The organism is Streptomyces sp. NPDC051219, from assembly GCF_040682335.1.
In the GTDB taxonomy this organism is placed as follows: Bacteria; Actinomycetota; Actinomycetes; order Streptomycetales; family Streptomycetaceae; genus Streptomyces.
Window position 1 is genome coordinate 1 of record NZ_JBFBAS010000038.1, and the last position, 26,136, is coordinate 26,136.

Consider the following 26,136-nt stretch of genomic DNA (forward strand, 5'->3'; position numbering starts at 1 on the left):
GACCTGAACACCTCCTTCCGCTGGTAGATGCGACCCGTGACCGTCCTGCCGTAGTGGGCAGTCGGGAGCGCGACAAGGTGTAGACGACCGAGCCAACAAGCTCGGTCGTCTACGGCCGAGAAGTTGACGAGGTCACCTCCTGACCAGGGCGGCCCGGGCCGCCCGTACGAAGCGGGTGGCGCGGGTGGGCGGCTGGGGGGCGGCACGCTCGCGCCACCAGTCGGTCAGCCGGCGGCGTACGGCCACGTCCTCGGGCCGCCCGGCGATCAGCAGGTGCTCGGCGAAGTCGAGGGCGTCACGCCGGTATCCGTCCGACATGGGGCGGGTCGTGGCATACGCGAGGAAGGCGCGGCGGTAGCCGTCGCCGAGGATCCGCGGCAGCTCGGGGGCCACCTTGGCGACGGCGTCCGCCCGCTTGGCGGCGAGCGCACGGCTCTGTACGCGCAGGCGCCGGGCGTCGAAGCGCTCCGGGGCGGGGGTGCCGGCGACGAGCGCGGACAGCAACGCCGTCTGGGCGACGGCGAGACGCTGCCGCGCGGGTCCTACCCGGTCGTCCGCGGAGCCGCTCCCGGCGTCCGCGGCCGGAGGTCCGGCCGTGGTCGTCGTGGGAGGGAGCGGCGGGACCTGGACGGGGTGCGGGATCGCGGCCGCGGGCGCGGCCGTGAGCGTCGTGCGGATCGTGGTCAGTTCCGCCGCCAGCTCTCCTTCCAACGGGAAGTCGTCGTCCCGTTCCAGCAGCACGCCGGGAGGGTCGGTCCGCGCGCGCAGTTCCGCCAGGATGTCCAGGACCGGACGGGTCACCGGGTGCGCGTGCGTGTCGTGCCAGACCCCGTTCCGCTCGATGCCGCCGGCGACATGGACGTACGCGATCGCCTCGACCGGAAGCTCGTCGAGCGCGGCGGCCGGGTCCTCGCCGCGGTTGACCAGGTTCGTGTGGAGGTTGGCGACATCGATCAGCAGCCTCACCCCGGTCCGCGCGACCAGCTCCGCCAGGAACTGGCCCTCCGTCATCTCCTCGTCCGGCCAGGAGATGAGCGCGGCGATGTTCTCGACGGCCAGCGGCACGGGCAGCGAGTCCTGCGCGATGCGGACGTTCTCGCACAGCACGGCGAGGGCGTCCCAAGTGCGCGGTACCGGCAGCAGGTGCCCCGCCTCCAGACGGGGAGAGGCCGTGAGCGGGCCGCCCGCCCGTACGAACGCGATGTGCTCCGAGACCAGCGGCGAACCGAGGGCCTCGGCGCGTGCGGCCAGATCCGCGAGGCGTCCGGGGTCGGGGCGCTCCGCCCCGCCGAGGCCCAGCGAGACGCCGTGCGGGACGACGAGGGTGCCGCGTTCGCGCAGCCGGAGCAGCGACTCGGGCAGATGGCCGGGGCAGAGGTTCTCGGCCACTGCCTCGACCCAGTCGACACCGGGCAGCCGCTCCACCGCGTCGGCGATTTCCGGCCGCCAGCCGATGCCGATCCCCAGGTGTGTTGTGGGCTCCATGTTCCCCTCCTCCGGTCCGTACGTTCGACGGGTGCAGGGGTAATGACCCCGGCGGAGCGTGGCGAACCCAGAGGAGGGGACGTTCAGAGCTTCATTTGAGGTTCCGGAGCGGAGCCCGCTATTCCACTCGATGGCCCTGCGGCTCGGGCCGGTTGGTGTTGATCACGGAGCCGTTCTCCAGCTCCTCCGTCGGCTGTGCCGACGGCCGCGAGGTGAACTTCTGGTCCGTCCCCGTCGGCACGACCGGGAGCGGCGGGGCCGGCACCGACGACGGGGGCGGGGGACCGGTCGGGCTGGCGGTGGCGCCCGCGGCCGCCTCGTTGGCGAGGGCGTCGAAGTCCACGAGCCCCGTGCTCTCCAGCATGGTGATGTGGTCCAGGACCGTCTGGTTGGCGTCGGTGGCCAGCTGCCGTATGAGGGTGTTGCGTGTGGTGTGCCGGACCTGGGCGACCAGGCTGAAGACCTTGCCATGGGCGTTGCGCAGCAGCTGCACGAACTTCCGCTCGTACGTCTTGCCGCTCGCGGCGGAGAGTTCCTGCAGCCAGCCCTGCTGTTGTTCGTTGGGCACGTTCGGCAGTTCGACGCTCAGCTTGGAGGCCACCAGGCGGGCCCGCTTGTCAAGATCGGTGTGTCCGACGACGAGGTGGTCGCCGGTGGCCTTGATGGCCTCACTGGGTGCGCGCTCGATCGCCTGCTGTCCCGCCGGCAGCTCCCACAGTCCTGCGAGCCGCACCTTGACCAGAAAGTCCCGGTCGGTGGCGGACAGCGGTCCCCATTGGGTCGCCACCGTCGCCGCGTTGAGATTGGCCTGCCCCGTTCCGGAGCGGTCCGCGTAGGACCACACCGGGAAGGCGAGTGCGCCGAGTGTCGCGACCAGGGCCGCGATGATGAGGGCTGTTCCGTTGATGCGTCGCAATTGTTTCTCCCGGGCAGGTGCCTTACACCGTCGAACCAAACCGCCGGCTGACCAGTCCTTCAACCTACTTGCAAGTATGGGGAGGTACGGCTCCGGCGGCAGGTCTGTTCAAAGGGAGGGCAAAGTCCCTCGAGGGGCGGGTGTTTCAACCGCGCAGTGCGGGATGGTCGGCGACCACCGTGCACGAACCCGGAGCGATCTCCGTGAATCCGGCATCCCGGACCACCGGCAGCCCGCCCGTGGTGAGCTCGCGCCACAACTCGGGCCCGGGGGTCCGTACGGAGAGCGGGAAGCCGGCCCCGCGCCACACCGCCCGCTCCGCCTCCGGCAGCTCCCACCAGACGAGTTGGGCTCCGTGGCCCGCCTGAGCCATCGCCTTGCCGGCCGACATCGAGAGGTCCGGGTTCAGCCACAGCACCGGCGCGGCGGGGTCGGGACCGACCGGCGGTCCGGGATCGTCGAGATCGGTGCCCGAGACCTGCAACTTGGCCAGCTCCTTCGGCCAGCCGTCCAGCGGAACCGGTGGAAACACCCGTACCTGGGCCGACTTGCCTGTGACCGTAATGCCTGGCAGCGTCTCGGCCCGCCGCCATTCCGCGCCGCGCGCCCGCCGTACGACCTTGCGGATACGGGCGTCCTGCCAGTCCCGCACCGCCCCGGCCCATTCTCCCTCGCCGATCGACCGTTCGTCGGAGAGCAGGACGAGTACCGCGCGGGCCGCGGTCTCCAGCGCGTCGGTACGCGCCGGGGGCTCGGCCCGCTCGATGCGGACCACCAGCGGCAGCACGAACTGGGGTGCCGCGTCGCGCTGGGTCCGCTCATGCCGGAAGGGGCTGTCGGGGAGGGCGTCGTTCTGGCTGTTCACCCGGCTCAGTTTGCCAGGCCGTGACGTGAACATTGTTGTCGGAGCCGATGGCTCCGGGTGAGGATGCGCCGTATGAAGAGCGATCTTTTTGCCTCCGAGAACATGGTCCAGCCCGCCACCGCGCCCGGGATGACCCTGCAGAACGCCAAGTCGATCAGGTACGCGGTGAACGGGGAGATGCTCGCGCGACAGGGATCGATGATCGCCTTCCGCGGCAACCTCCAGTTCGAGCGCAGGGGCCAGGGCATAGGCGGCATGCTCAAGCGCGCCGTCACCGGCGAGGGCCTGCCGCTGATGGCGGTCCGCGGCCAGGGCGAGGCATGGTTCGCGCACGAGGCCGCCAACTGCTTCATCGTCGACCTCGACCAGGGCGACGCGCTGACCATCAACGGCCGCAACGTGCTGTGTTTCGACTCCACGCTGTCGTACGAGATCAAGACGGTGAAGGGCGCCGGCATGACCGGCGGCGGACTCTTCAACAGCCTGTTCACCGGCCATGGCCGGCTCGGCGTGATCTGCGAGGGCGCCCCGCTGGTCATCCCCGTCAGCCCGCAGGCCCCGGTGTATGTCGACACCGACGCGGTCGTCGGCTGGAGCGCCCAGCTGAACACCGGCCTGCACCGCTCGCAGAGCGTTGGCTCGATGCTGCGCGGCGGCTCCGGCGAGGCGGTCCAGTTGATGCTTCAGGGCGAGGGCTTCGTGATCGTACGGCCGAGCGAGGCCAGGCCCGAGAAGGCCACCGCCAACTGAGGACGTCCGCGGGTCACCCGGGCGCCGCGGCCCTGAGTACGCTCGTACGTATGGACGGGAACCAGCAGTACTGCGAGACGCCGGCCGGCCGCGCGCCCGCGGTCGTGCCCGGCGGCCCGCCGTACGCCGACTGCGTGCAGTGCGGGAAGCCCACCGAGTACAACGTGGCGACGCCGGGCATCGTGCTGTGCCCGGTCTGTGAATGGCAGGAGGCGCAGCGCGCCGCCTGCTCCGGGTGATCACTTTCCTGAGGTGATCACCTCTCGATGAGTTCGGAGACCTTCACGAAGCGGTAGCCGCGCCTGCGCAGCTCCGGCACGATCTGCTCTACCGCCTCGCCGGTGACCGGCGCTGCGCTGCGCGTGCAGTGCATCACCACCACCGAACCGGGCCGGACGCCGGCGAGCACCTGCTCCGCCACCGCGTCCGCGTCGGTCGCGAACGCGTCGCCGCTGACGACGTCCCACTGCACCGCCGTCACCCCGGCCGGGGCGAGCGCGCGCAGCGCCCGGTCGTCGTAGCAGCCGCCGGGGAAGCGGAAATACGGCACGGTGTTGCGCGCCCCCGCCTTCCGGAACGCGGCGAAGGCCCGCTCCACATCGGAGCGGGCCGCCTTGTCGTCGAGGGCGGGCAGGCCGTAGCAGGGCGACTTGAACGCGTGGTGGCTGTACGAGTGGTTCGCGATCTCGAACAGCGGATCGGTCCCGATGGACCTCGCCTGGTCCGGGTACTCCTCGGCCCACCGGCCGGTCATGAAAACCGTCGACGGCACCTTGAGCCGGCGCAGTGAGGAGATGAGCGCCGGATTGTCGAAGCGCTCGCCGCGTGCCGCGCGCGGGCCCTGATCCGCCGTCATGTCGGCGTCGAAGGTGAGCGCGACGGTCTTCTCCCCGGCAGTCGACCGAGCGCGCTCGAAGACCGGTGTCAGACCGGCGGGGCCGGCGGCCGTGGTGGGCGGCGGCCCCGGTGCCCGGGCGCCGGGAGCCGTCGCGGCGGCGGACGCCTTCGCGGCCGGGGAGGCGGGTGCGCTCCGAGCCGCCGAGAGGCCGGTTGTGGAGCGGGAGTCCCCGCAGCCGGCGAGTGCGGCACCAAGAGTGACAGCCGCCACCAATCTTCGTACAAAAATGGTCACTCGCGGAAAATATACGATCATGTGAGGAACGCGGACTTGCGGCACCCCGCGGAGCCGAAGTCCTCACCACATGGCCGACGCCAACACCGCGGGCGGTCCGCGCATCCGGTCCGCGGGGCGTCACCGGACGCCAGCGGGCGTCAGCGGGCGCCCAGCGCGCCGGCCAGGAAGCGGGCCTGGGACTCGCTGAGCTTGGTCGCGATCGTGACCGTTCGGCTGTTGATGCGTGAGAGGACGGCCGGACTGGCCAGCAGCCGGTCTCCCTGGACTATGGCGATCTGGTTCCTGGGCGGGGTCCAGCCCGCGACCTGCCCCGTCAGCTTGCTGAACAGCGCCGAGTCCGCGCTGCTGAAGGTGACTTCGACCACCCAGCCCTGGCCGGTCTCGGTGTCCATGTACACCCGGACGCCGTCCAGCTTGCGTACGGTCATCCCGCCGGTGGGGGAGACGGTCGCGCACTCCTGGCGGTCGTCGGCGGTGTAGGACCGGCCGGCATCCGGCTGCAGGGTAGGTGACGGCCGGCCGCCGCACACGCCCTGCTGTGTGCTCTCCACCTGGTGGAAGCCCACCGGCGCGTCCGGCAGTCCCACCGTTCCGCCGTCGCCCTCCCAGGGCCGGATCACCAGCAGGCCGACCGCCGCCACCATCACCAGCGCCGCCGAGATCCATCCCACCCGCCGCCGTACTCCGGCCGGTGCCAGGGCCGGCAGGACCGACGTCCGTAGGGCCCGTGTCAGCAGCCCGGTCGCGGCTTCCGGGTCCGTCCGTCGGCGGCCGGCCTCCTCGACCTCGCGGTCCCGGCGTCTGCGGTACCGCTCGATCGCCGCGAGCCACGTGGGGTCCAGCCAGTCCTGGCCACCGCGAGCCTCGGGCCGGCTGCCCAGCCGCGCGGCGCAACTTTCCAGGATCTGCGCCGGGGTGGGCCGGTCCGCGGGGTCGAGGGCCAGACAGGGCAGCACCAGCGCCTCGGCCTCGGGCGGCAGCCCGGAGAGATCGAGGTCGCCCGTCGCCGCCCGCACCAGCTGCTCCAGGGCCGGCCCGGCACCGCCGTCCCGGTACGGCGCCCGCCCGACCGCGAGATGGAAGAGGGTCGCGCCGAGAGAGAAGACGTCGGAGGCCGGAGTGGTCGGCTCGCCGCGCGCCTGTTCGGGAGCCGCGAACGCGACCGTGCCCAGCGTCGCCTGAGTCCGCGTGACGTCGCTCGCTTGCGAGATACCGAAGTCGATCACTCGCGGACCCTCGACCGGCAGCAGTACGTTGGACGGCTTCACGTCCCGGTGAACCAGGCCGGCCCGGTGCACACTGACCAGTGCTTCCGCGATCCCGGCGGCGACCCAGTGGAGCGCGGCCACATCAAGCGTCCCGCAGCTTTCCACCAGATCCCGCAACGACGGCGCCGCGACGTACTCCGTGGCCATCCAGGGCATCGGCGCGGTCGCGTCGGCATCGACCACGCTCGCGGTGTAGACGCCCCGTACCCGTTGGGCCAGGGCCACTTCGCGAGCGAATCGCCTGCGGTCCGCCTCGGCGACGGTGCCGCTCGTGCCGTCGGCCAGCAGTGTTTTGACGGCGACGGTTCGGCCGCCCGGCGAGCGCGCCAGATAGATCCGCCCCATGCCTCCGCCGGCCAGCTCCGTCAGTACGGTGAACTGCCCGAACCGGCGCCCGGGCGCCGGATCCTCCGCGACCTCGTCGTCCCGCATGCCCGCCCGCTCCCGGTCCGCCCCGCACCACAACTGCGGTCACTTTAACGGCGGTTGGCCAACCCGATCGAAGAGCTTCTTCTGCAGAGGCCGGTGAACACAACTTCCGTCCCACGCGTATCAGTGGTCGGACGCGTCCCCCCGGTTTCCGTCGGCAACCGGGCTCCGTACCCCCGCAGGAGGCGACGAGTTGAGTCACAGGCGCATACCGAAGCGAAAGGCCGTTCTCGCAGGAGCCGGCGCCGTGGGCATCGCCGCGGCCGCTGTGCTGCTGCCCCACGCCAATGCTTCGCAGTCCGGGTCCGAGGCCTCGAAGGGGCCCGCCCCCAGGGCGGTGAGCGCAGCATCGGCGGCTGAGCTCGTCGCACAACTGGCCTCGCAGCTGGGCGACGAGGCATATGGAGGGGCGTACTACGACGCCGACAAGCAACAGGTCGTCGTCAACGTCGTGGGCGACAACAACAATGTGAACGTCCAGGTCAAGAAGGCCGGCGCGGTGGCCAGGAGCGTGCAGAACAGCACCGGCGAACTGAAGTCCGCCACAAGGACGCTGACCAGGCAGGCCACCATCCCGGGCACGGCGTGGGCCTTCGATCCGAGGACCAACCAGATCCTGGTCACGGCGGACCGCACCGTGACCGGTGAGCGGTGGGACAGACTGGAGGGCACCGTGGAATCGCTGGGCACGGGCCTGGCCCGGATCCAGAAGTCCGCAGGCGAGTTCAAGCCTTTCATCGAGGGCGGCGACGCCATCTTCGGGGGCGGCGCGCGCTGTTCCCTCGGATTCAACGTGACCACCGACGACGGGCAGCCGGGCTTCCTGACGGCGGGGCACTGCGGTGTGGCCGCCGAGCAGTGGTCGCAGGACCCGAACGGCGCGCCCATCGGTACGGTGCAGGCGGCGACGTTCCCGGGTGACGGCGACTTCGCACTCGTCACGTACGACGACCCGGCCACCGACGCACCGAGCGTGGTCGACGTCGGCGGCGGCCAGAACGTACAGATCACGCAGGCGGCCGACGCGGCCGTCGGTCAGCAGGTCTTCCGCATGGGCAGCACCACCGGTCTGAGGGAGGGCGCGGTGACCGGGCTCAATGCCACGGTGAACTACCCGGAAGGCACGGTGAGCGGGCTCATCCAGACCAGTGTCTGCGCGGAGCCGGGCGACAGCGGAGGTGCCCTCTTCACGCCCGACGGGAGCGCGATCGGTCTCACTTCCGGGGGCAGTGGAGACTGCACCTCCGGCGGTGAGACGTTCTTCCAGCCGGTGACCACCGCACTGGCCGCGGTCGGCGCGGAGATCGGCGCGGGCGGCAACGGTGACGCCGATGCCGGGAACGGTGGCGACGCCGGGGACAACGGTGACGCCGGGGACAACGGTGACGCCGATGCAGGGAACGACGGCCTCGGCCAGACGGGCTGACGCGGCGGCCGACGTCTGCTTCAGTCGGTCCTCGCTTCGCTGGTCGGCGCCGCGAACCGCACCGCCCTGCGGCCGCGGCGCCGCCCGGTCCGCCGGACGTGTACCGGCCTGTAGGCGGCCCCGCCGCGCCGGCCGAGTACCGGCACCCGCGGAAGACGTGGCCGGGCAGCCGGTGTCATGAGCCCGCTCCCCGGCCGGGAGCTGCGCACCGACGGCGGCCGAGGACTAGCGTGGAAGCGTGCGCGGCGACGTGGTGACGCTGTCCCTCTGCGGCGACGTGATGCTCGGCCGTGGCGTCGACCAGATTCTTCCCCACCCCGGTGACCCGGTGCTGCGGGAGACGTACCTCGGCGACGCCCGGACGTACATCGAGCTGGCGGAGGCGGCGAACGGCCCCATCCCCCGTCCCGTCGGCTACTCCTGGCCGTGGGGCGATGCCCTTCGGGCACTCGAGGAGGCCGCGCCCGACGCCCGGGTGGTGAACCTGGAAACGAGCATCACCCGGAGCGACGACTTCGCGCCGGGGAAGGCGGTGCACTACCGGATGCACCCGGCCAACGTCCCCTGCCTCACCACCGCCCGGCCCGACGCCTGTGTCCTGGCCAACAACCACGTGCTGGACTTCGGCCGCCGGGGACTGGCGGAAACGCTCGACACCCTGACCGCGGCGGGCCTGCGGGCAGTGGGCGCCGGCCGGAACACCACCGAGGCGCGGCGGCCCGCGGCCGTCACCGTCGCCGGCGGCGGCCGGGTCCTCGTCTTCTCCTGCGGAATGCCGTCCAGCGGTATTCCGCGGAGCTGGGCCGCGGATGAGGACCTGCCAGGTGTGGACTTCGTACCCCAGCCGTCCCAGGCCGCGGCAGCGGAGATCGCCCACCGCGTACGGCAGGCGAAGCAGCCCGCAGACGTGGCGGTGGTATCCGTCCACTGGGGATCGAACTGGGGTTACGGCATCCCGCGCGACCAGGTCCGCTTCGCGCACGCGCTCATCGACGGTGGGGTCGACGTCGTGCACGGACACTCCTCGCACCATCCGCGCCCCTTGGAGGTGTACCGCGGCAAGCTCATCCTGTACGGCTGCGGCGACTTCATCGACGACTACGAAGGCATCACCGGCTATGAGCAGTACCGGGACGACCTGCGGCTGCTGTACTTCGTCTCGGTGGAACCGGACACCGGCACACTGGCGGCCGCGCGGATCACACCCCTGCAGTCGCGGCGGATGCGCCTCCAGCACGCGTCGGCCGAAGACGGCGCGTGGCTGCGGGCGACGCTGAACCGGGTCGGCCGCCCTTTCGGCACCCACATCGCCGCGACGCGCGACGGCGTGCTCACCGTCGCGCACCTCTGAGCCGCTCATGGGCGCGCTGACCCATCGCTCAGCCCGTTCCTGTTCCGGGTCCTGTTCCGGTGCCTCGGCGCCAAGTGACACAGAGCGTGGCCAAGGTGACCGCGTCGGCCAGTACGCCGGGTTCTGCATGACCGAACGCGCCGGGCGTGACGAGGGTCACGAGTACGGCGACGAACACCGCCACTTCGGCCCGGTTGCGGGCACGGACGTTCCGTTCGCCGTCGGCGACTGCCGGGGTCTTGTCGGATAGAGCCATGACGCCTTCCAAGTGCCTGGAGGGGAACTGGTCACCCAGAGGCCGGGCTCTGGGTTTCGCGCTACCGGGAGCGAACCCTCGCGGGAGGAAGGTTCTGCCCCGATACAGCGGTCGGCGAAACGGTCCCGAGCAGCCCTGAAAGAGCCTCACAGTCCCTGACGCTCCCTGACAGACTCATGCCCGTGCCTGCGAGAACCGGCTGAGAGGGGATGCTGGTGGAGGTTGGTGGCGCCACAGGTCCGGAGGAGGCATTCCGCACTGCGCTGCGGATGTTGCACCTCGAAGCCGGCGAGCCCAGCCTGCGGGAGATCTCACGAAGGATCGGAAAGCTTCCCGTCCCTGAAAACATCAGGCACGATGCCGTGCACCGCATCCTCTCCGGGCCACGCGTACCCCGGTGGCCGCGCACGGCGTTCCTCGTCGCCGTCGCGGGCGGCACGGACGGCAGCGCGCGAGTATGGGACGTCGCCGGACGCCGGGAACTCGGCGTTCTGCGGGAGCACCGCAAGTCCGTGAGGTCCGTGGCGTGTGCGGAGTTCCAGGGGCGCCCGGTCGCCGTCACGGCAAGCTCGGACGGCGGAGTGACCCTGTGGGACCTGCTGGCTGAGCTGCACGCCGCCTCCTAGCTATCTTGGCCGGGTGGTGTCGTGGGTCGTGGGCTGCCTGGGATGGGTTGGTTGCCGGGCGGGTGGGGCGTGTGGGGCGGGGGCAGAAAAGTATGTGCGTGGTGGACACGGCGGTCGGAGAGGCCGCCGTCGGCGAGTTTCTTCGTGAACATCCGCAGGCAGGGCCAGCAGGAGGCGACCACCCCGCCCTTCTGGGTTGCACCGATGCCGACTGGCCGCAGATACCCGGGTGTCTCGGACGGCGCCACCCCGAACGCGAACAGTGCAGGGCCGCGTTCGCCGAACACGCGTCCGTGCTGCTCACGCTGCTGGACGACGACTGCCTGCCGGACGGACTGATCGGCGCGGACGACCGCGAGTGCCTGCTGAATGCTGTGGCGCCGCACCGGGAATCCGGAGGATGACGCCGGTTACCACCAGGTCGGCATCGGCCTCTCCGTCGCCTCCCGCCCCGAGGGCATGGCAAAATCCGCGAGCAAGCGAAGCGCATCGCCTCATTCCCGTATATCGAGAACGCGCAGCGGCATTGGGCCGAGTGCTGGATCGCGGGCTCTTGACCCCGACGGCTCGGAGAGGCCCCGCCCCGGGGCGCGGGACATGTGACGCCGGCCCCTGGCCCCGCTCAGCCGTCGGTGGTCGCGCAGCCGGCCGGGCCGACGTCGGGCTCGGCGGCCGCCAGGCCGGCCGCCTGAAGCGTGGCGGTCAGGTCATCGAGGCGGGCGCGCAGCTCGCGGATCTGATCCGGTGACATATCGGTGGCCGCGGCGATCTTTCGAGGTACGCCCAGTGCCCTCTCACGGAGCGCGACGCCCGCGGGGGTGAGGCGGGCCGTGACGGACCGCTCGTCCTCATGGCTGCGCCTGCGCTCCACGTAGCCCGTCGTCTCCAGCCGCTTGAGCAGGGGCGACAGCGTGCCCGAGTCCAGCCGCAGATGCTCGCCGATCCGCTTGACCGGCAGCTCGCCGTGCTCCCACAGCACCATCATCACGAGGTACTGCGGATAGGTCAGGGACAGGTCCTTCAGCGCGGCCCGGTAGACGCCGTTGAAGGCGCGGGCGGCTGCGTGCAGCGAGAAGCAGATCTGGTGGTCGAGCCGGAGGAAGTCCTCGTCCGGCACGGTGAACAGCGTCGTCTTCTCCATGCGGCGAGAGTACACCGCGGCTCATTAAGTTGTGTCCAATTGAATTGTGTGCTTCAGTTGTGACCACGGTTTCTCCACGGACAAAGAGGGATGCAACTCATGGACGCGCTGTACACCGCGGTCGCCACCGCCAACGGCCGCGAGGGCCGCACCGTCAGCTCGGACGGCCAGATCGACCTGCCACTCGCCTTCCCGCAGGCGCTCGGCGGCAACGGGCAGGGAACCAACCCCGAGCAGCTCTTCGCGGCCGGCTACGCCGCCTGCTTCGCCAGCGCGATGGGTGCCATCGGCCGCCAGGAGAAGATCGACGTCAAGGATGCCTCGGTGACCGCCGAGGTCAGCATCGGCAAGGACAGCGACGGAGGCTTCGGCCTCGCGGTGACCATGCGGGTCGAGCTGCCCGACCACCTGCAGGGCGACGCGGGCCGTGACCTCCTTGAGAAGACCCACGCCTACTGCCCCTACTCCAAGGCCACCCACGGCAACATCCCGGTCGAGCTCGTCATCGAGTAGACGCCCTGGGACCTCGGGAGCAACTCCCCTTCCAGGCCCGGCAGATGCGGACCGTCAGCAGCGTGCGCCACACGTGGCCATGCATCCGCAGCTGCATCTGCCCGGGTCAGGGTTCCTCCAGCAGCCGCCTGCGGCACTCCTCCACGTCGAAGTCGCCCTTCGGGTACTGCGGACCCATGGCCTGGAGATGCTCCAGCAGCAGTTTGCTGATCGCCCAGTTGCGATACCACTTGCGGTCCGCGGGGACCAGGTACCACGGCGCCGCGTCCGTCGAGCAGCGCTCCATCGCCAGTTCGTACGCACGCATGTACGCGGGCCAGAGCCTCCGCTCCTCGATGTCGGTCGGGCTGAATTTCCAGTGCTTGTCCGGGTTGTCGAGCCGTTCCAGCAGCCGGTTCCGCTGCTCCTCCGCGCTGATGTGCAGGAAGACCTTCACCACGGTCACGCCGTCGTCGGCGAGGGACCTCTCGAAGCGGTTGATCTTCTCGTAACGGCGCTCGACCGCATCGAGCGGCACCAGCTCACGCACGCGGGCGATCAGGACGTCCTCGTAATGCGAGCGGTCGAAGATGCCGATCTCGCCCGGCAGCGGCAGCGCCTTCTTGATCCGCCACAGGAAGGAGTGCTTCAGCTCCTTCGCCGTCGGCGACTTGAACGCCATGATCCGGCAGCCGGACGGGTTGAACTGCCCGATGACGTGCTTGACCGTGCCGCCCTTGCCGCTGGTGTCCATGCCCTGGAGCACCAGAAGCAGCCGGCGCCGGTCGCCCGCCGTGCTCGCCGCGAAGAGACGCTCCTGCAGTTCGCCGAGGCGTTCACCCATCTGGATGGTGTCGGCGAGTGCGTCGATCTTGTCGGCAGGGCTCGCCGGTGTGTCCGCCGCGTCGTACGAGGAGAGATCGACCGGCTCCTCGCCGGGGATGCGCAGCAGCCCACGGAGATCGGCACGTCGCCGCTGCTTGCTCGCCGGGGTTTTGGCGCCCTTCGCGGCCTTGCTCTTCTTCGTGTCCTTCTTGGCCACCGCGCACCCTTCCGGCCGTCCGGTCAGTTCCCTCGATCGTGCGACGGATCGCCGGGAACCGCGAGCGCTGGCACCGTTATCGCCAGGGGCCCGTGACGGCGAACGTGGTGCCGGGGGTGTAGCAGTTCACGTACATCGTGCCGCCGTCCGGCGAGAAGGCGACTCCGGCGAATTCGCCCCACTCCGGGGCCTGGGGGGTGCCGATGTTCTGGGCGCCCCGGGCCATCGGGTACACCTCGCCGCGTCTGGTCAGCCCGTAGACGTGCTGCGCTCCGTCACCGTCCTCGCACACCATCAGGCCCCCGCTCGGCGCGAGGCAGATGTTGTCCGGGGATTCGCCGGGCAGCTGGATGTCCGTACTCGGGCCGAAGGCGACGACCAGGGTCAGGCGGCGCCGGTGCGGCTCGTACTTCCACACCTGGCCGAAGTGGTCGGCGGCCGAGCCCTCCCTGCTGCGCGCGAAACTGGAGACGAAGTACACCGACCTGTCGCCCCAGTAGCAGCCCTCCAGCTTCTGGGCGTGTGTGATGCCCTGCCGGCCGAAGTCCTGCAGCCGGATCGGGGTCTCCTTCGCCAGCGGGTCGGGGACCGGGACCCACTCCACCCCGCCAAAGCTCGCGCCGGTCTGCTGGATCGCCGAGAGGTCCGGCACGCCGGGTACGCGCATCGCCTGCAGTGAGCCTCCCGCGCGCAGCGAGCCCCTGCCGCCCAGCGGCTTGGCCGGCAGGAACCGGTAGAACAAGCCGAAGGGTTTCTGGAAGGCGTCCTCGGTCTCGTACACGATGCCGCTTCGGGGATCCACGGCGATCGCCTCGTGCTGGAAGCGGCCCATCGCGGTGAGCGGCACGGCGCCTGTGCGGTGCGGATCCACGGGGTCGACCTCGAAGATGAAGCCGTGGTCCTTGGTGTAGCCGTTGGTGCCGGCCTGGTCCTCGGTTTCCTCGCAGGTCAGCCAGGTTCCCCAGGGGCTGGGGCCGCCCGCGCAGTTCACGGCCGTACCGGCGATGGCCACCCGTTCGCCGAGGACGTTGTTGCGGGAGTCGAGCGCGATGGCCGTACAGCCGCCCATGCCGTTCGGGTCGTACGTCAGGCCTGCCACGGCCGGTACACGGATTCGGGCGGTGGGGCGGTTCTCGTGGTTGCGCACCAGATGTACGCGGGCGTGGCCGCGGCCGTGGCGCCCCGCGAAGGCGGCCATACCGTCGAAGTTGCTGGGCACCCCGCCCTCGCCCGAGCGGAGCGGCTCGCCTTCTCTCGACAGGACCTTGTAGCGAAAGCCCCGTGGCAGATCGAGCAGGCGGTCCGGGTCGGGCACGAGCGGCCCGTAGCCGCTCCCGCCCCGTCCCCGCGCGGCAGCCGTGCCCGCGAACAGTTCCGAGAGCGAGCCGGTGAAGGCGATCCCGGCGACCGTTGCGCCGGCACCGGCCAGGACTTGACGTCGTGTTGCGGTCATGAGGCAACTCCCTGCTGGCGGACAGGAGATGTGACCCGCACGTGTGTATCACGCGTTCATATGACACGTGAACCGTGAGGACCAGCGCGCCCGTGACGCGACCGGGTCGGCCCAGCTCGGGCGTCCGGTCCCGGCCGGCCGCGGCCTACTGGGCCACCAAGCCCTTCGCGTCCCGGGCCAGAGCGGTGAGCCGGGAGATCGCCCGGAAGTACTTCTTGCGGTACCCGCCGTTCAGCATCTCGTCGCTGAACAGCCGGTCGAACGGCAGTCCGGAAGCGAGCACCGGCACCTCCCGGTCGTACAGCCGGTCCGCGAGCACCACCAGGCGCAGCGCCGTCGACTGGTCCGGAACCGGCTGGACATCGGTGAGGCAGACGGCACGGACGCCGTCGGTCAGCGCCCCGTACCGGCTCGGGTGGACCTTCGAGAGGTGGTCCAGCAACCCGGGGAAGTCGTCGAGCGAGGCCCGCTCGGTGGCGTACGCCGCCTTGGTGACCTGCTCGTCGGAGTACGGAGGCGGAGCCTCGGGCAGCCCGCGGTGCCGGTAGTCCTCGCCGTCGATCCGCAGCGGCCGGAAGTGGCTGGACAGTCCCTGGATCTCCCGGAGGAAGTCGGCGGCCGCGAAGCGGCCCTCGCCGAGCTTGCCGGGGAGGGTGTTGGACGTCGCGGCCAGCGCCACGCCGGCGTCCACGAGCTTGCCCAGCAGAGTGGAGACCAGGACGGTGTCGCCGGGATCGTCGAGCTCGAACTCGTCGATGCACAGCAGCCGGTGCCCGCTCAGGGTGCGCACGGTCTGCTGGAAGCCGAGCGCGCCGACCAGGTTCGTCAGCTCGACGAAGGTGCCGAAGGCCTTGTACTCCGCGGCGGCCGGGGTGGCGTGCCACAGCGAGGCGAGCAGGTGGGTCTTGCCGACGCCGTAGCCGCCGTCGAGGTACACGCCGCGCGGGCCGGCCGGTGCGGCGGGCTTCTTCGCGAACCACCGGCGCTTGCCGGAGCCCGTGGCATGCGCACCGCCCAGTCCGGTCGCGAACGCGCTCAGCACCGTGACCGCCTCGGCCTGGCTGGGCTGGTTCGGGTCCGGCACGTACGTGGCGAAACGCACCGAGTCGAACCGCGGCGGCGGCACCATCTCGGCGACCAGCCGGTCGGCGGGGACGTGCGGCGCGCGGGCGCACAGGGACAGCGGGCCCGCTTCGGTTATCGGGCTCTGGCCGGACGGGGTGAGGGAGGACGACACAGCTCTTCACTCTACGGCCCGTGCCACACTGCACGGCATGCGACGCCTGTTCCCTGTGACCGACCAGACATCCGAGACGGCCGGAGCGGCCGGCCGCGAGTGGGATCTCGACGAGCTGGCCGAGGCCTATGCGTATCCGGCAGGAGACGCGCCCTGGCTGCGGGCCAACATGGTGTCCACGCTGGACGGCGCGGCCCAGCACGGCGGGCGTTCACAGCCGATCTCCTGCGAGACGGACATGCGGATCTTCGGGACCCTCAGGGGTCTGGCCGACGTCGTGGTGGTCGGTGCCGAAACGGTTCGTCTCGAGGGGTACCGGCCGGCCCGCGCCCGCGAGGCCTTCGCCGCCCGCCGGAAGGCGGCCGGCCAGGGGCCCGCACCCGCGATCGCCGTGGTCAGCGCGAGCCTGCAGCTCGACTTCGGCCTGCCGCTCTTCTCCTCGCCCTTGGTCCCGACTCTGATCCTGACCGGCGTGGGGGCCCCCGCCGACCGCATCCGGGCCGCCGAGCAGGCGGGCGCACAGGTGCTGGTCGCGGGTGAGGGGGCCGCCGTCGATCCGGCGCGCGCGCTGCGCGCGCTGGCGGACCGCGGGCTGACCCGGCAGCTGACCGAGGGCGGGCCCCGGCTGCTCGGCCAGTTCGTGGCGGACGGGGTGCTGGACGAGATCTGCCTGACGATCGCGCCGCTGCTCACCGCGGGGGATGCCCAGCGCATCGCGGGCGGGCCCGCGGTCGCCGTGCCGGAGCGCTTCGCGCCGACGTCCCTGCTGGAAGAGGACGGGTTCCTCTTCACTCGCTACCGTCGGATCTGACAAGCGGCGGAACTTGCCGTTCCGCATATTGTCAATGGGCACACTTAAATGCGCAGGCCCCGTGCGCGCACGGGGCAGGATGGTTTCCGCAGGGGTCGGCCGCGACCCATCAAGGAAAGGGCGCCCGTCGTGTTCACGAGCGTATTGATGATCGAGAAGCCCCTGACGCCCGTCGACGTGGAGTTCGTCACCACACTGCACGGCGACGACCAGGTCTCTTTCGTCGTACTCATGCAGCCCCGCGGCGACCAGGACCGGCTGCTGCGGGCCATCGACGACGTGGCACTCGGCGAGCTGCCCGATGCCATCCGGGAGGGCGAGGAGCCGGAAGGCACGGACGCGAGACTCCCGGCCGAGAAGGCACTCGCCCACTCGGTCGAGGCGCTGCGCGCCTCGGGCAACGAGGCCGTCGGCCAGGTCGTCGAGAAGCACCCGCTGGACAAGCTGAAGTCCGTGGTGGAGGAAACGGGGGCCGACGAGGTGATCGTCCTGACCGCGCCGCACTTCGTCGAGGAGTTCTTCCACCGGGACTGGGCCTCACGGGCCCGCCACAAGGTCGGAGTACCGGTGCTCAAGCTCTTCGCGCACACCGAATAGGCTGGCCTCCGCCCAGCAGCCACATCCGTACGACAGCAGACACCCCGGGAGACACACGCATGGCATCCGGCCTTCCTTCCGCCATGGACCGACCGCACTTCATCGGCATCGGCGGCGCCGGAATGTCGGGCATCGCGAAGATCCTCGCCCAGCGCGGCGCGCGGGTGGCGGGCAGCGACGCCCGGGAGTCCGCCACCGCCGGGGCGCTGCGGGCCCAGGGCGCCACGGTCCACATCGGACACGCCGCCGGGCACCTCGCGGACGACGCGTCGTGCGTGGTCGTCTCCAGTGCCATCCGCGCGGACAACCCCGAACTGGCCCGCGCCGCCGATCTCGGCATCCCGGTCGTCCACCGGTCCGACGCCCTGGCCTCCCTGATGGACGGGCTGCGCCCGATCGCCGTCGCCGGAACGCACGGCAAGACGACCACCACCTCGATGCTGGCCGTATCGCTCTCCGCGCTGGGCCTCGACCCGTCGTACGCCATCGGCGGCGACCTCGACGCGCCGGGCTCCAACGCCCACCACGGCGGCGGCGAGATCTTCGTCGCCGAGGCCGACGAGAGCGACCGCAGCTTCCACAAGTACGCCCCCGAGGTCGCCATCGTCCTCAACGCCGAGCTGGACCACCACGCCAACTACGCGTCGATGGACGAGATCTACGACTCCTTCGAGACCTTCGTCGGCCGGATCGTCCCCGGTGGCACGCTCGTCGTCGCCGCCGACCAGGCCGGCGCCGTCGAGCTCACGTCCCGGGTCCGCGACCTGTCCACGATCAAGGTCGTGACGTACGGCGAGTCGGAGTCCGCGGACGTGCGCATCCACAAGGTCACTCCGCGCGGCCTCACCAGCGAGGTGACGGTCCTGCTCGACGGCAAGTTCCTCACGTTCATGGTCTCGGTCCCCGGCCGCCACTACGCCCACAACGCGGTGGCCGCCCTCGCCGCCGGTGTCGCCCTCGGCATCCCGGCCCACAACCTCGCCTCGGCGCTCGGCAAGTACACCGGGGTCAAGCGCCGCCTCCAGCTCAAGGGCGAGGCGAACGGCGTCCAGGTCATCGACTCGTACGCTCACCACCCCACCGAGATGACGGCCGACCTTGAGGCGATCCGCGGCGCTGCCGAGGGGGCGCGAATCCTGGTCGTCTTCCAGCCGCACCTGTTCTCCCGCACTCAGGAACTGGGCACCGAGATGGGCCAGGCACTGGCGCTGGCCGACGCCTCTGTGGTCCTCGACATCTACCCGGCCCGTGAGGACCCGATCCCCGGCATCACCAGCACGCTGATCATCGACGCGGCGCTGGCGGCCGGCGCCGATGTGACGGCCGAGCACGACAAGGCGGCGGTCCCCGGACTCGTCGCGGGAATGGCGAAGCCGGGCGACCTTGTTCTCACCATGGGCGCGGGCGATGTCACCGACCTCGGACCCGAGATCGTCGCCCGCCTGTCGAACTGAGGAGCCGCCACCCATGTCGTACGACATCGCGAAGCCGGACGAGCAGTGGCGCGAGGAGCTGTCACCCGCGGAGTACGCCGTACTGCGCGAGGCCGGCACCGAGCCCGCGTTCGTCGGTGAGTACACGGACACCAAGACGGCAGGCGTGTACTCCTGCCGGGCGTGCGGGTCCGAGCTGTTCCGGTCCGACACGAAGTTCGAGTCGCACTGCGGCTGGCCGTCCTTCTACGACCCGAAGGACACGGACGCGGTCGAGCTGATCGAGGACCGCTCGCACGGCATGCTCCGTACGGAGGTGCGGTGCGCCACCTGCGGCTCGCATCTGGGTCACGTCTTCGAGGGCGAGGGCTACGCGACCCCCACCGATCAGCGCTACTGCATCAACAGCATCTCCCTGCGGCTGACCCCCGACGAGGGCTGACGCCTGAAAGCCCTCGGGGGTACGAGACGAATCTCGTACCCCCGAGGGCTTTTCACAGGGTGAGTGACGGGACTTGAACCCGCGGCCACCTGGACCACAACCAGGTGCTCTACCAACTGAGCTACACCCACCAAGACGGGCGCCGAAGCGCCCGTTCATCGTGCACGTACAGCATAGCCGATCAGCCGAGGGCCTCTAGCGCTGCCCCGGCAAGATCCAAAAGCCGAGGCCGCCCGGCCCCGGCATCGGTAGGATCGGCGCACCGCAGGTCACGGGCTCGAGGAAGGCGTGAAGTGGGGATATTCCGGCGAGGGCCGAAGCGGGACCGCAGCGACGCGCCGCGGGACCCGGAGTTCTCCTACTTCTCCTCCGACGAGGGCGCCCGGTTCCGCGGTCATGTGCGTGAGGCGTTCGCCGAGCGCGGCCTCGAGGTCACCGTCTACGCCGACATGGTCAAGGACAGCGCGGGGCGGCAGTTCGGGCTGGGGAATCTGGCCGCGGTCTGTCACAACGACGACCGGGGTCCGCGAGTGTGGGCCGAGGTGGCACGGGAGCACGTCGGCATGGTGCTGCGCACCATGGACGCGCCCTCCGCGCTGGACACCCTGCCGGCCGAACAGATCCGCGCCCAGCTCTACCCGCGCGTGATCGGCTCGGAGGGGTTCAACCCGCACGCCTTCGACTATGCCCGTCCGCTCGCCCCCGGGCTGCACGAGATCATCGCCCTCGACCTCCCCGAGAGCGTCATGATGCTGACCGACGAGGCGCTGGAGCCGATCGGTGAGGTCCGGGAACTGCGGGCCCGAGCCCTGGAGAATCTCCGGGAGCTGCCGGTCGAGGGCCACGAGGTGGTCAAGAACAGCGAGGGAATGCGCTTCGACGTGCTCGTCGGGGACTCCTTCTACACCGCGAGCCGCGTCCTGGTTCTCGACGACCTCGTCCAGCGGGTCACCGGCCGGCGGCTCGGGGCCGACGGCGCGCTGGTCGCCATGCCGTTCCGGCACCAGCTGGCGTTCCACGCCATCCGTGACGTGGGGGTGATCCAGGCCCTGAGCGGTATGGCGGGGTTCGCCGCCGCCGGGTACCAGGACACTCCCGGGGCGATCAGCCCGTACGTCTACTGGTGGCGCAATGGGGAGTTGATCCAGCTCAGCGACCGCGACGAGGACGGGGACGGGCTGCGGATCGTGGTCGGGGAGGACTTCCAGGAGCTGCTGGAGCGGCTGGTGGAGGATCAGTAGCGGCTCCGCCGGTGGACCGGCAGGATGGGGGCGTCGAAAGGAGGTGCCCATGGCCGGCACGCCCGCACCTTTCACCGCCGCCGACTACCGGGCCAGGATGGACCGGGCGGCCGGAGCCGCCGCCGATGCCGGGCTCGCCGGGCTGCTCGTCGCGCCGGGACCCGACCTCGTTCATCTCACCGGCTACCGGCCGCCCGCCGTCACCGAACGCCTGACGCTGCTGGTGCTGGCGGCCGGTCAGGAGCCCGTACTCGTGGTGCCGACGCTGGAGGCACCGGACGCGGAGCGGGCCGCCGGGGCCCGTGGGCTCACCTTGCGCGACTGGACCGACGGCACGGATCCGTACCACCTGACCGCGCCCCTGCTCGACGGCGACGGCCGCTTCGGCATCAGCGACAACGCCTGGGCGATGCATCTGCTGGGCCTGCAGAAGGAGCTGCCGGGCATTTCGTTCGTCTCGCTGACCGACGCGCTGCCCATGCTGCGTGCGGTGAAGGACGAACACGAACTCGTCCGGCTGGAGGCGGCCGGAGCGGCGGCCGACGGCGTGTACGAGCGGATCTTGAAGGTCCGCTTCTGCGGCCGCAAGGAGACCGACGTGGCCGCCGATCTGGCCGCGCTGCTGCTGGAGTCCGGCCATTCCCAGGTCGACTTCACGCTCGTCGGCTCAGGACCGAACGGCGCCGATCCGCACCACGAGGCAGGCGACCGCGTCATCGCGAACGGCGACATGGTCGTCCTCGACTTCGGTGGCCTCATGCACGGTTACGGTTCCGACATCTCGCGTACGGTGCATGTCGGCGACCCGGATCCCGAGGAGCGGCGCGTCCATGACGTCGTACGGCAGGCGCAGCAGGCGGCGTTCGAGTCGGTGAAGCCGGGGATCGCCTGCCAGGAGGTGGACCGGGTGGCACGGGCCGCCATCACCGAGGCCGGCTACGGCGACCGGTTCATCCACCGCACCGGGCACGGGATCGGGGTGACCACGCACGAGCCTCCGTACATGGTCGAGGGCGAGGAGCGGCCGCTGGTGCCCGGCATGTGCTTCTCGATCGAGCCCGGCGTCTATCTGCCCGGCCGCTTCGGTGTGCGGATCGAGGACATCGTGACGGTCACCGAGCAGGGCGGGCGCCGCTTCAACACCGCCGCGCGCGAACTGGCCCTCGTGGAGTAGTCACGCCGGGCCGAGCACCACGCACGACTCACCGGGCAGATGGAGCACCCCGTCCGGGCCGGGCGGCCGTACCGGCTCCCACGCGGCCAGGACTCGGGTGCCGTTGCCGCCGAGCGGGATCCGCGCCGGTTCCCCGGCGAGATTGACGGCGATACGGATGTCTCCGCGGCGGAACGTCAGCCAGCGGGCCCGCTCGTCGAACGCCACCCGCACTGCCGCGAGATCCGGATCGGCGAGGTCCGGCTGCCCGCGCCGGAGCGCGATCAGGGCCCGGTGCCAGGCGAGCAGCCGGGCGTGCGCCGGACGCGCGGGCTCCGTCCAGTCCAGGCAGGACCGGTCGCGCGTGGCCGGGTCCTGCGGGTCCGGGATCTTCTCCTCCGCCCAGCCGTGCGCCGCGAACTCCCGGCGCCTGCCGTTGCGTACGGCCTCGGCGAGTTCCGGGTCCGTGTGGTCGGTGAAGAACTGCCAGGGCGTGCCGGCCCCCCACTCCTCGCCCATGAAGAGCATGGGCACGAAGGGGCCTGTCAGCACCAGGGCGGCCGCGCACGCCAGCAGGCCGGGGGAGAGGGTGGCGCCGAGACGGTCCCCCAGCGCCCGGTTGCCGATCTGGTCGTGCGTCTGGGCGTAGCCGAGGAAGCGGTGGGCGGGGGTGCGGACGCGGTTGACGGGCCGGCCGTGCGTCCGGCCCCGGAAGGCGGAGTACGTACCGTCGTGGAAGAAGACATGCGTCAGGGTCTTGGCGAGGGCGGCCAGCGGCCAACGGGCGAAGTCCGCGTAGTAGCCCTGTGATTCGCTGGTGAGCGCGGTGTGCAGGGCATGGTGGAAGTCGTCGTTCCACTGGGCGTGCAGGCCCAGACCACCGGTTTCACGTGGAGCCGTCGTACGTGGATCGCACAGGTCGGACTCCGCGATCAGGAACAGTGGCCGCCCCCGTTCGGCCGCCAGCTCGTCCACGGCGGTGGACAGCTCCTCCAGGAAGGTCAGCGCGCGGGTGTCCGCCAGCGCGTGCACGGCGTCCAGCCGCAGACCGTCGATGCGGTAGTCGCGCAGCCAGGCCAGCGCGCTGCCGAGGAGATACGCCCGCACCTCGTCGGACCCCGGGGCGTCCAGATTCACCGCGGAGCCCCACGGGGTGTGATGCGTGTCGGTGAAATACGGCCCGAAGGCGGGGAGATGGTTGCCCGACGGGCCCAGATGGTTGTGGACGACATCGAGCACGACCCCGAGGCCGTGTGCGTGGGCCTTGTCGACAAAGCGCTTGAGTCCCTCCGGACCGCCGTACGGCTCGTGCACCGCCCACAACGAAACGCCCTCGTACCCCCATCCGTGCGTGCCGGGAAACGGGCAGACGGGCATCAGCTCCACATGGGTGACCCCCAGGTCCACGAGGTGCCCCAGCCGGGCGGCGGCCGCGTCGAAGGTGCCTTCCGGGGTGTACGTGCCGACGTGCATCTCGTACAGCACCGCGGTCGGCAGCCGGCGGCCCGGCGAATCGCTCGTCCAGGCGAACCGGTCGTGCTCGACGACCGCGCTCGGGCCGTCCGGGCCGTCCGGCTGGCGCCGGGAGCGCGGATCGGGCAGGAGCGGGCCGTCGTCGAGCAGGAAGCCGTACCGGGCGCCGTCGGCCGCCGGCGCCTCGGCCGTCCACCACCCGGCACGCCCCGGGTCGCGCTCCATCGGCTGAGCGGTGCTCTGCACCTGGAGCGTGACCCGGTCTGCCTGCGGTGCCCACACCTCGAAATGCACGGACGGATCCCCTCGTCGCCGACATCCGTGCACCATGGTGCGTCAGATGAAGTGGATCCGCTCCTGAATCACGGGATAGCCCGCTTTGGCGAAGGTGGCCGCCATCGGGTGGTTGCTCCGGTCGGTGGCCGCCGCGACTGTCTCGGCGCCCTCCGCGGCCAGAACATGCGTGGACTCGGCCAGCAGGTCGTACGCGTACCCGTGGCCGCGCTGCTCCGGTACGACCCCGATGAATCCGATGCACGGACCCTGGTGGTTGCGGGCCGGGACGTGGAGGCCCACCAGCTCCCCTTCCGGGGTGTACGCCGACTGCCACCACTCGCGGGGCGAGGGGCACCAGAGGAAGAAGTCCAGCTCCTCCTGGGCGGCGGCGTCCAGGCCGCCCGGGCCGGCGATGGCCCGCAGGGCGTGCGCGTCCAGCGTGGCGGAGTGGATGCGGCGCAGGACCTCGAAGATCACCCCGTCGTCCGGCTCCGGGCGGAACACGAGCCGCCCGGGGCGCTCCGGCAGCCCGAGGGCCGGACTCCACTCGTACCGGAAGCGCTCGACCAGGGGCTTCATTCCGGCCGCCGTGACGGCCGCGAATCGGGCCTCGGCGGCCGCGCGCACGGCCGGCTGCCCCCGCCAGTGCGGCGGTACGGTCAGTTCGTACTCGGCGTACAGCGGGCTGGTGCGCAGCAGTTCCACGCCGGCCTCGTCCTCGCCCTCGGCGAAGTCGAACCAGTTGAGCATCACCGGCTCGGCGTCGTCGGGCCCCGCCCACCAGGCGGCGCGCGCGACGACACGGCCGTCGCGCAGGGCGACCCACGTCCAGTCCGGCCGGTACTCGCCGCCCTCGGCGAGGGTGCGGTACGAGACACCGTTGAGCACCCGGCCGACGAGGCCGGGGTCCTGCAGGGAGTTGAAGAGATGAGCATCGCTCTCGGTGAGAGCGCGGATGACCAGAGCGGTCATGAATCCTCCGGGAAGTGGTGCGCTCCCGGCCGGGTGGTCGCACTGTTCAGACCGGTGTCGCCCGGCGGACAGGGCGGGAGCGCGGACAGATGATGACGGTGTGCACGGCTCTCGCCTCCTTCCTCTCGATCGCTACGGGCACAGTAGACGCGTCCGGCTTGCCGCGTCCACGCCATTTCGAGCGTGGCGTCAGCCCCAGACCATGTTGAGCGCGCGCTCGAAGTTGACGTACCCGGCCCGTGCGAAGGCCTTGGCCATCGGGACGTTCGCCAGGTCCGTCGCCGCGCGGATCCGCGGTACGTCGTGGGCGGCCAGCACACGCGTGCCCTCGGCGAGGAGGTCGTCGATGTAGCCGTGGCCGCGGTGGGCCGGCAGGACGCCGATGTACGCGATGACCGGGTTGTAGTTGTTGCGGGCCGGGATGACGAAGCCGACCGGTGTGCCGTCGGGTGTTTCCGCGATCGTCCACCAGTCGTGCGGGCTCTTGTACGCGAGGAACTCCTGCTCGTACATCAGCGTCGCCGACTCCCGGGCCGTCATCGTGGCCAGTTCCTGAAGGCTGTGCGCGTCGAGCGTGCCCTCCAGGACGAGCGTCATCAGGCCGATCAGCTCCTCGCGGTCGTCGGCCGGGCGGAACCGGAGCCTCCCCGTCGCTTCCGGGACAGGTGTGCCAGGTCGCCATTCCAGCCGCAGCCGTTCGACGAACAGCCGGGCGCCGGACCGTTCGAGGACGTTCATACGGCCCTCGACGACGCGGGTGTCCGCCGGGTCCTCGCGCCAGCCCGCGGGGACGAACCGGCCGTACTCCGGCGGCGTGGCTCCGGCCGGCACCACCTCGGCCGTAGCGGTCTTGAGCAACAGCAGGCCGATGTCGGTGCGTTCGGGATCGTCCAGCGTGTCATCGAGGTCGAAGAAGTCCAGGGCCAGCGGAGATCCACCGTCCGTTGTGGTCCACCAGGCCAGTCGGGCCAGTACCCGGCCCTCGCGCAGGGCCACCCACATCCACTCCGGGCGGCGGCGGCCCATTTCGAGGTCCTCGGCGAGTTCGTGGTCGAGCACGTAGGAAAGCCCGAGGAACAGGCCGAGTTCCTCCGGTCCGGCGAGCGGGCGGACGGTCACATCGTGCGGTGTCGCGGTCATCGGCTTCCCCCGGAGGACGGTGAGTCCGCAGACCCTAGCAATGATCTTGGACGGTGTCCTCCCGTCGTCGGCGCAGGTCAGCTCAGCCGGGTCGGGCCGGTTCTTCTGGACACTCCGGCCCGTCGGCCGGACAATCACCTCTGTGACGTCCTCCTACGAATTCCACACGTACCCGGCCCGGCTCTCGGACGCCGAGCGGGACCGCGTGCTGGGCGTACTCAGGGAGGGCGCGGCGCAGGGCAAGCTGTCTCACGACACGTTCATGCGGCGTATGGAACTCGCCCTCGTCGCCCGCCGGTCCGATGAGCTGGCAGCCCTTACCGCCGACCTCCAGTCCGAAGGCCCCTGGGCGCGACGGCTGTTCGGCTGGGTCGGCTCGGCCTCGGCGTTCTCGGAACGGCTGCGCCGGGCCTGGCAGGCCGAGCGGCTGCCCAAACTGCTGTTCCCGCAGCCCACCCCCTACCCGCTCCGGATCGGCCGCGACCCCGCCAACGGGCTGCGGCTCAGCCATGACACGGTCTCCCGGGTGCACGCCGAGCTCAGCCTGCAGGGCGGGCTGTGGGTGCTGCGCGACCTTGGCTCGACCAACGGCACCACCGTCAACGGGCGCCGGGTGACGGGCGCCGCGGTGGTCCGGGACGGCGACCTGGTCAGCTTCGGGCGGATGGCGTTCCGGCTGGCCGCGCGCTGACCGGCTCACCGCCGCGCTCTTCCGGCGACGGCGAG

At 71.0% G+C, this 26,136-nt stretch carries 27 protein-coding genes and 1 tRNA gene; 14 read left to right on the forward strand and 14 right to left on the reverse strand.

Translation table 11 applies throughout. From position 1 onward, the window contains the following. Nucleotides 1-132: 132 nt before the first annotated feature. From AB0M62_RS29365 to AB0M62_RS29375, 3 genes are all read right to left on the reverse strand, one after another. Nucleotides 133-1,485 (reverse strand): DUF692 domain-containing protein, encoded by a 1,353-nt coding sequence (locus tag AB0M62_RS29365; protein ID WP_366077337.1) that lies wholly within the window; start codon nucleotides 1,483-1,485, stop codon nucleotides 133-135. A 118-nt stretch (nucleotides 1,486-1,603) separates the two neighbouring features. Then, nucleotides 1,604-2,401, reverse strand: coding sequence for a DUF4142 domain-containing protein (locus AB0M62_RS29370; RefSeq protein ID WP_366077339.1), 798 nt, complete (start codon nucleotides 2,399-2,401; stop codon nucleotides 1,604-1,606). A 145-nt stretch (nucleotides 2,402-2,546) separates the two neighbouring features. Continuing rightward, nucleotides 2,547-3,266, reverse strand: coding sequence for a peptidyl-tRNA hydrolase (locus AB0M62_RS29375; protein ID WP_366077340.1), 720 nt, complete (start codon nucleotides 3,264-3,266; stop codon nucleotides 2,547-2,549). 72 nt (nucleotides 3,267-3,338) lie between these two features. Here AB0M62_RS29375 and AB0M62_RS29380 point away from each other — a divergent pair, with 72 nt between their 5' ends. After that, nucleotides 3,339-4,016: an AIM24 family protein gene (locus tag AB0M62_RS29380; protein ID WP_366077341.1), complete on the forward strand. Its 678-nt coding sequence runs from the start codon at nucleotides 3,339-3,341 to the stop codon at nucleotides 4,014-4,016. A gap of 50 nt (nucleotides 4,017-4,066) precedes the next feature. Continuing rightward, nucleotides 4,067-4,255, forward strand: coding sequence for a hypothetical protein (locus AB0M62_RS29385; RefSeq protein ID WP_366077342.1), 189 nt, complete (start codon nucleotides 4,067-4,069; stop codon nucleotides 4,253-4,255). 17 nt (nucleotides 4,256-4,272) lie between these two features. Here the strand turns inward: AB0M62_RS29385 and AB0M62_RS29390 are convergent, their stop codons facing one another. Together AB0M62_RS29390 and AB0M62_RS29395 are read right to left on the reverse strand one after the other, a co-directional pair. Continuing rightward, a complete protein-coding gene (locus tag AB0M62_RS29390; RefSeq protein WP_366077343.1) occupies nucleotides 4,273-5,148 on the reverse strand; it encodes a polysaccharide deacetylase family protein in 876 nt (291 codons plus the stop codon). 140 nt (nucleotides 5,149-5,288) lie between these two features. Beyond that, nucleotides 5,289-6,851, reverse strand: coding sequence for a protein kinase (locus tag AB0M62_RS29395; RefSeq protein ID WP_366077344.1), 1,563 nt, complete (start codon nucleotides 6,849-6,851; stop codon nucleotides 5,289-5,291). 190 nt (nucleotides 6,852-7,041) lie between these two features. On the opposite strand from AB0M62_RS29395, the gene AB0M62_RS29400 reads away from it, so the two are divergent. Both AB0M62_RS29400 and AB0M62_RS29405 read left to right on the forward strand, forming a co-directional pair. After that, complete coding sequence (locus tag AB0M62_RS29400) at nucleotides 7,042-8,274, forward strand: S1 family peptidase (protein WP_366077345.1); 1,233 nt, start codon at nucleotides 7,042-7,044, stop codon at nucleotides 8,272-8,274. A gap of 238 nt (nucleotides 8,275-8,512) precedes the next feature. Then, nucleotides 8,513-9,625, forward strand: a complete 1,113-nt coding sequence (locus tag AB0M62_RS29405; protein WP_366077346.1) for a CapA family protein — start codon at nucleotides 8,513-8,515, stop codon at nucleotides 9,623-9,625. Nucleotides 9,626-9,653: 28 nt separating this feature from the next. Here the strand turns inward: AB0M62_RS29405 and AB0M62_RS29410 are convergent, their stop codons facing one another. After that, nucleotides 9,654-9,881 (reverse strand): hypothetical protein, encoded by a 228-nt coding sequence (locus AB0M62_RS29410; RefSeq protein WP_366077347.1) that lies wholly within the window; start codon nucleotides 9,879-9,881, stop codon nucleotides 9,654-9,656. A gap of 215 nt (nucleotides 9,882-10,096) precedes the next feature. Between AB0M62_RS29410 and AB0M62_RS29415 the strand changes: the two genes are divergently transcribed. Together AB0M62_RS29415 and AB0M62_RS29420 are read left to right on the forward strand one after the other, a co-directional pair. Continuing rightward, on the forward strand, nucleotides 10,097-10,507 hold the full coding sequence (locus tag AB0M62_RS29415) for a hypothetical protein (RefSeq protein ID WP_366077348.1): 411 nt from the start codon (nucleotides 10,097-10,099) through the stop codon (nucleotides 10,505-10,507). A gap of 98 nt (nucleotides 10,508-10,605) precedes the next feature. Beyond that, nucleotides 10,606-10,911: a hypothetical protein gene (locus AB0M62_RS29420; protein ID WP_366077349.1), complete on the forward strand. Its 306-nt coding sequence runs from the start codon at nucleotides 10,606-10,608 to the stop codon at nucleotides 10,909-10,911. A gap of 218 nt (nucleotides 10,912-11,129) precedes the next feature. Here AB0M62_RS29420 and AB0M62_RS29425 read toward each other — a convergent pair whose 3' ends face one another. Beyond that, nucleotides 11,130-11,648, reverse strand: a complete 519-nt coding sequence (locus AB0M62_RS29425; protein ID WP_366077350.1) for a MarR family transcriptional regulator — start codon at nucleotides 11,646-11,648, stop codon at nucleotides 11,130-11,132. Between the two features lie 99 nt (nucleotides 11,649-11,747). Here AB0M62_RS29425 and AB0M62_RS29430 point away from each other — a divergent pair, with 99 nt between their 5' ends. Continuing rightward, the gene (locus tag AB0M62_RS29430; protein WP_366077351.1) at nucleotides 11,748-12,161 is read left to right on the forward strand and encodes an organic hydroperoxide resistance protein; all 414 of its coding nucleotides are present in this window, start codon (nucleotides 11,748-11,750) and stop codon (nucleotides 12,159-12,161) included. 106 nt (nucleotides 12,162-12,267) lie between these two features. Here the strand turns inward: AB0M62_RS29430 and AB0M62_RS29435 are convergent, their stop codons facing one another. The 3 genes from AB0M62_RS29435 to zapE all read right to left on the reverse strand — a co-directional run bounded on the left by AB0M62_RS29435 (nucleotide 12,268) and on the right by zapE (nucleotide 15,872). After that, nucleotides 12,268-13,182, reverse strand: a complete 915-nt coding sequence (locus tag AB0M62_RS29435) for a PPK2 family polyphosphate kinase (protein WP_366077352.1) — start codon at nucleotides 13,180-13,182, stop codon at nucleotides 12,268-12,270. A gap of 76 nt (nucleotides 13,183-13,258) precedes the next feature. Beyond that, nucleotides 13,259-14,635 carry an alkaline phosphatase PhoX gene (locus AB0M62_RS29440; RefSeq protein WP_366077353.1) on the reverse strand — a complete coding sequence of 459 codons (1,377 nt, stop codon included), beginning with the start codon at nucleotides 14,633-14,635 and terminating at the stop codon, nucleotides 13,259-13,261. Nucleotides 14,636-14,780: 145 nt separating this feature from the next. Then, complete coding sequence (gene zapE / locus AB0M62_RS29445; RefSeq protein ID WP_366077354.1) at nucleotides 14,781-15,872, reverse strand: cell division protein ZapE; 1,092 nt, start codon at nucleotides 15,870-15,872, stop codon at nucleotides 14,781-14,783. Between the two features lie 37 nt (nucleotides 15,873-15,909). Here zapE and AB0M62_RS29450 point away from each other — a divergent pair, with 37 nt between their 5' ends. The 4 genes from AB0M62_RS29450 to msrB all read left to right on the forward strand — a co-directional run bounded on the left by AB0M62_RS29450 (nucleotide 15,910) and on the right by msrB (nucleotide 19,155). Continuing rightward, nucleotides 15,910-16,683 (forward strand): pyrimidine reductase family protein, encoded by a 774-nt coding sequence (locus tag AB0M62_RS29450; RefSeq protein WP_366077355.1) that lies wholly within the window; start codon nucleotides 15,910-15,912, stop codon nucleotides 16,681-16,683. 129 nt (nucleotides 16,684-16,812) lie between these two features. Then, nucleotides 16,813-17,280, forward strand: a complete 468-nt coding sequence (locus AB0M62_RS29455; protein WP_366077356.1) for an indole-3-glycerol phosphate synthase — start codon at nucleotides 16,813-16,815, stop codon at nucleotides 17,278-17,280. A gap of 59 nt (nucleotides 17,281-17,339) precedes the next feature. Next, nucleotides 17,340-18,734 (forward strand): UDP-N-acetylmuramate--L-alanine ligase, encoded by a 1,395-nt coding sequence (gene murC, locus AB0M62_RS29460; protein ID WP_366077357.1) that lies wholly within the window; start codon nucleotides 17,340-17,342, stop codon nucleotides 18,732-18,734. Nucleotides 18,735-18,747: 13 nt separating this feature from the next. Then, a complete protein-coding gene (gene msrB, locus AB0M62_RS29465) occupies nucleotides 18,748-19,155 on the forward strand; it encodes a peptide-methionine (R)-S-oxide reductase MsrB (protein WP_366077358.1) in 408 nt (135 codons plus the stop codon). A gap of 58 nt (nucleotides 19,156-19,213) precedes the next feature. Here the strand turns inward: msrB and AB0M62_RS29470 are convergent. Further along, nucleotides 19,214-19,286 (reverse strand) — tRNA-His (locus AB0M62_RS29470). A gap of 162 nt (nucleotides 19,287-19,448) precedes the next feature. Between AB0M62_RS29470 and AB0M62_RS29475 the strand changes: the two genes are divergently transcribed. Together AB0M62_RS29475 and AB0M62_RS29480 are read left to right on the forward strand one after the other, a co-directional pair. Then, nucleotides 19,449-20,396, forward strand: coding sequence for a hypothetical protein (locus AB0M62_RS29475; RefSeq protein ID WP_366077359.1), 948 nt, complete (start codon nucleotides 19,449-19,451; stop codon nucleotides 20,394-20,396). A 49-nt stretch (nucleotides 20,397-20,445) separates the two neighbouring features. After that, on the forward strand, nucleotides 20,446-21,570 hold the full coding sequence (locus tag AB0M62_RS29480; protein ID WP_366077360.1) for an aminopeptidase P family protein: 1,125 nt from the start codon (nucleotides 20,446-20,448) through the stop codon (nucleotides 21,568-21,570). Here AB0M62_RS29480 and treZ read toward each other — a convergent pair whose 3' ends face one another. The 3 genes from treZ to AB0M62_RS29495 all read right to left on the reverse strand — a co-directional run bounded on the left by treZ (nucleotide 21,571) and on the right by AB0M62_RS29495 (nucleotide 25,410). Beyond that, complete coding sequence (gene treZ / locus AB0M62_RS29485; protein ID WP_366077361.1) at nucleotides 21,571-23,316, reverse strand: malto-oligosyltrehalose trehalohydrolase; 1,746 nt, start codon at nucleotides 23,314-23,316, stop codon at nucleotides 21,571-21,573. A gap of 42 nt (nucleotides 23,317-23,358) precedes the next feature. Next, nucleotides 23,359-24,270: a GNAT family N-acetyltransferase gene (locus tag AB0M62_RS29490; RefSeq protein WP_366077362.1), complete on the reverse strand. Its 912-nt coding sequence runs from the start codon at nucleotides 24,268-24,270 to the stop codon at nucleotides 23,359-23,361. A 189-nt stretch (nucleotides 24,271-24,459) separates the two neighbouring features. Then, nucleotides 24,460-25,410: a GNAT family N-acetyltransferase gene (locus tag AB0M62_RS29495; RefSeq protein WP_366077363.1), complete on the reverse strand. Its 951-nt coding sequence runs from the start codon at nucleotides 25,408-25,410 to the stop codon at nucleotides 24,460-24,462. A gap of 142 nt (nucleotides 25,411-25,552) precedes the next feature. Here AB0M62_RS29495 and AB0M62_RS29500 point away from each other — a divergent pair, with 142 nt between their 5' ends. Continuing rightward, complete coding sequence (locus tag AB0M62_RS29500; RefSeq protein ID WP_366077364.1) at nucleotides 25,553-26,101, forward strand: DUF1707 and FHA domain-containing protein; 549 nt, start codon at nucleotides 25,553-25,555, stop codon at nucleotides 26,099-26,101. Nucleotides 26,102-26,136: the final 35 nt, after the last annotated feature.

What these genes read in the sequence shown, in the direction of transcription:
- AB0M62_RS29365 (WP_366077337.1), bottom strand. Translation starts at nt 1,485, where the DNA reads ATGGAGCCCACAACACACCTGGGGATCGGCATCGGCTGGCGGCCGGAA.
- AB0M62_RS29380 (WP_366077341.1), top strand. Translation starts at nt 3,339, where the DNA reads ATGAAGAGCGATCTTTTTGCCTCCGAGAACATGGTCCAGCCCGCCACC.
- AB0M62_RS29385 (WP_366077342.1), top strand. Translation starts at nt 4,067, where the DNA reads ATGGACGGGAACCAGCAGTACTGCGAGACGCCGGCCGGCCGCGCGCCC.
- AB0M62_RS29395 (WP_366077344.1), bottom strand. Translation starts at nt 6,851, where the DNA reads ATGCGGGACGACGAGGTCGCGGAGGATCCGGCGCCCGGGCGCCGGTTC.
- AB0M62_RS29410 (WP_366077347.1), bottom strand. Translation starts at nt 9,881, where the DNA reads ATGGCTCTATCCGACAAGACCCCGGCAGTCGCCGACGGCGAACGGAAC.
- AB0M62_RS29425 (WP_366077350.1), bottom strand. Translation starts at nt 11,648, where the DNA reads ATGGAGAAGACGACGCTGTTCACCGTGCCGGACGAGGACTTCCTCCGG.
- AB0M62_RS29430 (WP_366077351.1), top strand. Translation starts at nt 11,748, where the DNA reads ATGGACGCGCTGTACACCGCGGTCGCCACCGCCAACGGCCGCGAGGGC.
- AB0M62_RS29440 (WP_366077353.1), bottom strand. Translation starts at nt 14,635, where the DNA reads ATGACCGCAACACGACGTCAAGTCCTGGCCGGTGCCGGCGCAACGGTC.
- AB0M62_RS29450 (WP_366077355.1), top strand. Translation starts at nt 15,910, where the DNA reads ATGCGACGCCTGTTCCCTGTGACCGACCAGACATCCGAGACGGCCGGA.
- murC (WP_366077357.1), top strand. Translation starts at nt 17,340, where the DNA reads ATGGCATCCGGCCTTCCTTCCGCCATGGACCGACCGCACTTCATCGGC.
- msrB (WP_366077358.1), top strand. Translation starts at nt 18,748, where the DNA reads ATGTCGTACGACATCGCGAAGCCGGACGAGCAGTGGCGCGAGGAGCTG.
- AB0M62_RS29480 (WP_366077360.1), top strand. Translation starts at nt 20,446, where the DNA reads ATGGCCGGCACGCCCGCACCTTTCACCGCCGCCGACTACCGGGCCAGG.
- AB0M62_RS29490 (WP_366077362.1), bottom strand. Translation starts at nt 24,270, where the DNA reads ATGACCGCTCTGGTCATCCGCGCTCTCACCGAGAGCGATGCTCATCTC.
- AB0M62_RS29495 (WP_366077363.1), bottom strand. Translation starts at nt 25,410, where the DNA reads ATGACCGCGACACCGCACGATGTGACCGTCCGCCCGCTCGCCGGACCG.